Annotated in this window: 4 protein-coding genes and 1 pseudogene; all 5 read right to left on the reverse strand. The window is 64.4% G+C overall.

Annotated features, from left to right (window positions below):
* Positions 1-826 (reverse strand): annotated as a pseudogene (locus JOZ76_RS26770) (hypothetical protein); the annotation flags it as partial.
* A gap of 139 nt (positions 827-965) precedes the next feature.
* The gene (locus JOZ76_RS26775) at positions 966-2,363 is read right to left on the reverse strand and encodes a CoA transferase (RefSeq protein ID WP_291703771.1); all 1,398 of its coding nucleotides are present in this window, start codon (positions 2,361-2,363) and stop codon (positions 966-968) included.
* A gap of 98 nt (positions 2,364-2,461) precedes the next feature.
* Positions 2,462-2,866 (reverse strand): BrnA antitoxin family protein, encoded by a 405-nt coding sequence (locus JOZ76_RS26780; RefSeq protein ID WP_441300104.1) that lies wholly within the window; start codon positions 2,864-2,866, stop codon positions 2,462-2,464.
* On the reverse strand, positions 2,748-3,035 hold the full coding sequence (locus tag JOZ76_RS38385) for a BrnT family toxin (RefSeq protein WP_366112825.1): 288 nt from the start codon (positions 3,033-3,035) through the stop codon (positions 2,748-2,750). The genes JOZ76_RS26780 and JOZ76_RS38385 overlap by 119 nt, the downstream gene beginning before the upstream one ends.
* Before the next feature lie 77 nt (positions 3,036-3,112).
* Positions 3,113-4,925, reverse strand: a 1,813-nt coding sequence (locus JOZ76_RS26785) for a helix-hairpin-helix domain-containing protein (protein WP_291703774.1), incomplete at its 5' end; no start/stop codon positions are given.

Raw genomic sequence — 4,925 nt, forward strand, 5'->3', positions numbered from 1 at the left:
TCACGATCGGCCGCATATAGACGGGATTGCCGGTCTTCGGGCTGATCCCGGCCCGCCAGTTCTCGGCCAAAAATCCCTCGAGGTCCCTGATCTGTTCGGCAAAGCCGTGCGCGGTGTTGCCCGACAGCGCGACGTCCTTCCAGATCAGCCCTTGCGCCGAGGCCGCCGAGCGCGGCGTCAGCCAGGGCGCCTCGGCGTAATAGAGATTGGTCACGACCAGCACGGTCGCCGGATGCTCGAACAGCCGGTCGGCCATCTTCTCCAGCATCATGCGGACGTCTTCGTAGGAGATCTCCTTGGCCACGACATAGAGCGGCATGGTCGGAAAGCGCGCATGCAGCGCGCGCATCACCCGCGACAGCACGGTGCCGTCGCCGACACCGGCATCGAACAGTCTGAGCGCCGGCGGCGACGGCTGCAGGTTGGACAGTTCGAGCGAGATGCGGTTGGCGATCTCGGTCTTCTCGCTGCAGGTCGAGACGAACAGCAGGTATTTTTGCCGATTGTCGAAGAAGCGGAAGCCCGGCGGGGCAACGTCGCCGGCCAGCATGCCGCCGGCGGATCCTGCTACGGGCTGCGGCTTGATCTGCGGTTTGAGGGGCGCCGGGCGGTGCTCGCTGAGATAGGCGCGGAGCTTGTCGAGTGTGGCGGTGGTGATGCGGGCACCGTCGCGCAGCCGCGACACCAGCTTGCCGTCATTGACGGCAAGCCGCCCGAAGGTGGATTCCGCGGTCTGCGTGGCGCGGCAATAGTCCCGAATCTCGCTGAGGATCTGCTCTGACGTTGCGGCACCGGCGCCGTTGCCGTGAAGCTGATCGGTCCGCATGGCGTTTCCCGCGGTTTCCCATTCCTGATCTCATCAGGGAACAGGTGGTTGGGAACGTCAACCACAAACCGAGTGGGCAGGAAGTATGGGCATCTGCCCACATCCTCCCATCCCGCGACCTATTGAGAGCCGGGATCGCTCAGCCCCGGAGCGGCCAGTGCGGCGGATGGCTGCCGAGCGGCATCGCCGGCCGCGACCAGAACGCCGGCGTTTTGGACAGGATCGCCGCATGGCTGACTGCCCGCAGCGCGCCAAAGCCGGACGACAACTCTTCCATGAACGACTGCACCGCGTCGGCGGCCAGGTCCGGCGTCGTCAGGTAATCGGCGATGCGGCCGAGATCCCACAGCCAGCGCCCGGTCTGCGCCAGCGACACGCGAACATGCCAGCTCCCGCCCTCCCGTGCCTGGCGCGCTTTTGCCATCATGGCACCGAACGCCATCAAGTAGCCGGTGGCATGGTCCAGCATCTGCGCCGGCAACTCCTTTGGTCCGTCAATCCCGGCGGCTTGGCCTTCGGCGTGGTTGAACCCGGTCGCGGTCTGTACCAGCGAGTCGAAGCCGCGGCGTGCCGCCCACGGTCCGCGATGGCCATACGCCGAGAGCGACACGGCGATGATGCCGGGACTGATCGCGGCGGCTTCCTCCGGCGAGAAGCCGAGCGAGGACAGCGCACCGGGGCGATAGCCCTGCGAAAAGAAATCCGCGCTCGCGAGCAGTTCGCGAAAGCGGGCGCGGCCATTTTCGCTTTTCAGGTCGAGGAAGCAGGAAAATTTGCCGCGGCCGGTGTCGATGGTGAGCCACGGGATCGCCGGCAGATCAGGACCTGAAACGAGCATCACGTCAGCGCCGTGCGCGGCAAGTGCGCGGCCCGCAACAGGGCCGGCTATGACTCGGGATAAGTCGAGCACGCGCAAGCCTTCAAGCGGACGCTCTCCGGCGGGCCATGGTCTTGGCGCAGCCTCGCCGATTTTCTCGATGATGAGTGGCGGCAGCTCGGCCAGCATCTTCGCCTGCGGCAGGGTAGACCATTCTTGATAAGACCGCATCAGCGCCACCACGCCGCCCGCGGCATAGGCCGCAGCCTCAAACGCTTCGCCGTTCCATTGCATCAGCGCGGCCTGCACTGCCTCGCGCTCGCCCTTGCAGTCGAGCACCTTGCAGACGGCGGCGCGGTGATGCGGAAAATTGGTGTGCAGCCGGACGACGCGTTGATCGCCGGTGCGATAGACACCGGCGATTGCGTCCCAGGCCGGCGGCGGCGGTTCGCCATTGACGCGCAGATAGCGCTCGGAGCGACACTCGACGACCGCATGGCGCATGTCGACGGCCACGCTCTGCCGCTCGCCACTGCGCTGCTTCCAGATCTCGGCCGCGGCGAGGCCCGCCGCGGCGATCGAGACTTGTGCCGCCACCGCGACACGGAACGACGACGGCAGTTGCGGCTCCTCGCCGGTGAGCGTGACCGCGTCGAGCGCGGCCCCGTCGCCGCCGGCGTGCATCCAGAGATCGGCCAGGATTTTTTGCGGCGTTTGCATCTGGGCCTCTGTCGATGGCTTCATCCCAGGGATTGTCGCGTATTCAACAGGTCATAGCGCACTAGGCATCGCGTGTTACACGCCGCGTCAAAAAAACGTCAAGCCCTGGATCGCCGACCTCGGCTCACCTGCTGCTGCACATACTCGCGCAGCGCTCGATTGATGCGCGTTTGATAGCCTTCGTCAGACGTCGCATGACTTTTAAACCAGGCGAGGACGTCGGCATCGAGCCGAAGAGTCAGCTGCTGCTTGACGGGTCGGTAGAAGAGACCGCGCTTGGCGCCCGACCAGTCGAGAAATTCTGGCGCATCCGAGGTGTCGATGGCGTTGTCGCGGAGTGACGCGAGCGACTTCAGTTCTGCGCGCTGCTTGGGTGTCAACCGCTTAGAAGCTCCCTTCTTCATAGGCTTTCCTTTCATGTGCGGTGGCCTTGCGAGCGCTGATGATGCGCCGATGAGTTCGCCGTCCTCGGTTTCTTCGGGCCAAGTATGGACAACAAGCAGCAAGACCTCTCCGACGAGTCCGATGGGTATGCCAGCGATCGCCGTCCGGATGCGGGTCCTGTTTCGACGCGTGGAGTGGGTCGTCAAACACCAACGCTGCGGTCTCGAACGACAGGCCATGCTTTGCGCGGTTGACCTTGGCCTTGTCCGGATCCCATGTCCAAGGCATGGCCGCTCCGTGTAGCTACAAACATGGCACTATTATTACGTAACGTCAAGATTTGGCGCAGAACGACGCGCCGGCGATCAACGAAAATCCCTCGAACTCGGCAGGATGCGCACGTTGCGGGGGTGGCGGACTTTTTGCGCTGGATTGTCCGGATGCTGGCGCCGGTCGTCATGCAGCGGTTCGATCAGGGCCGCACCGTTCGGCACCTCTACCTTGCGGCCAAGCCTGTCGTCCGAAAGCAGCTGAAGGTCGGCCGAGCGGTCGTAGAGCCGTTCGGCGACGAGGTGGACGACCTTTTCGGGACTGCTCTGGATATAGCCTTCGACCAGGACGAGGCGCGAGCCCATCACCTCCTTGCGGAAGCGCTCCATCACCTTCGGCCACACCACGATATTGGCGATGCCGGTTTCGTCCTCCAGTGTCATGAACACCACGCCCTTGGCGCTGCCCGGGCGCTGGCGCACCAGCACCACGCCGGCGCAGCTTGCCCGTTGCCTGTCCCTCGCATCAGAAACCTCGTGACAGGCCAGCACGCCCTCGCGCGAAAACATCGGCCGCAGGAACTGCATCGGATGGCCTTTCAGCGAGAGGCGGACGGTCTGGTAGTCGGCGACGACGTGTTCGGGCAGCGGCATCTCCGGGAGGCTCTGCGCCTGCTCGTCCGGCTGCTCGCGCGCGATCGCCGCCTCGAACAGCGGCAGCGCCACATCGTCGGGCAGCCGCCGCACCGCCCAGAGCGCGGCGCGGCGGTCGAGGCCGAGCGAGCGGAACGCATCGGCATCCGCCAGCAGCATCAGCGCGCGCTTCGGCAAGGCCGTGTCGCGGGCGAAATCCTCCAGCGTCGTGAACGGACGGCGCGCTCGGGCCGCGACGATGCGCTCGGCCCAATCGTCTCTATCTCCGGCATTCCGGGGCGTCGCGGCAGCGACGAACCCTGGTGCGCAATTGTGCACCTGAGAATCTCGAGGTTCCGGGTTCGATGCTGACGCATCGCCCCGGAACGACAGTTTGGACTGCTCCTCGTCCGGGTCGACCCATCTAAAACCGTCGATCTGGCGGAAGCCGAGCCGCACCGCATGATGCTTGCCGCACTTCTCCTCCAGCGTGTTGTCGCCATGGCTGAAAGAGATATCGATCTCGCGCACGGTGACGCCGTTCTTGCGGGCGTCGCCGACGATCTGCGCCGGCGCATAAAACCCCATCGGTTGGGAATTCAACAGGGAGCAGCAGAAGGCGTCGGGATGAAAATGTTTCAGCCATGAGGAGACGTAGACGAGCTGCGCGAAGGCTGCCGCATGGCTTTCGGGAAAGCCGTATTCGCCAAAACCCTTGATCTGGTTGAAACAGTTTTTGGCGAACTCTTCGGGATAGCCGCGCGCGATCAGGTTGCCGACCATCTTCTCCTCGAATTTGTGGATGGTTCCGAGGTGACGGAAGGTCGCCATCGCGCGGCGCAACTGGTTGGCTTCATCGGGCGTGAATTTCGCAGCCTCGATCGCGATCCGCATCGCCTGCTCCTGGAATAGCGGCACGCCCAGCGTCTTGCCGAGAATGTCCCGGAGCTCGTTGCGGTCGCCATATCTGGGAAAGGGATACTCGATCTGTTCCGGCTCCAGGCCGCGCCGCTTCAGATAGGGATGCACCATGTTGCCCTGGATCGGCCCAGGCCGCACGATCGCAACCTCGATCACGAGGTCGTAGAATGTCCGTGGCCTCAGCCGTGGCAGCATGTTCATCTGCGCGCGGCTCTCGACCTGGAACACACCGAGCGACTCGCCGCGGCACAGCATGTCGTAGACCCTGGAATTCTCGCGCGGGATGGTCGCGAGCTCCCAGCGCTTGCCCTTGTGCAGATCAATCAGATCAAAACATTTGCGGATGCAGCTCAGC

This window comes from Bradyrhizobium sp. (assembly GCF_019244115.1).
GTDB lineage: Bacteria > Pseudomonadota > Alphaproteobacteria > Rhizobiales > Xanthobacteraceae > Bradyrhizobium.

Bases quoted from the DNA above. Each gene is read 5' to 3' on its own strand.
- JOZ76_RS38385 (WP_366112825.1), bottom strand. From the start codon at position 3,035: ATGCCTTGGACATGGGATCCGGACAAGGCCAAGGTCAACCGCGCAAAG.
- JOZ76_RS26775 (WP_291703771.1), bottom strand. From the start codon at position 2,363: ATGCAAACGCCGCAAAAAATCCTGGCCGATCTCTGGATGCACGCCGGC.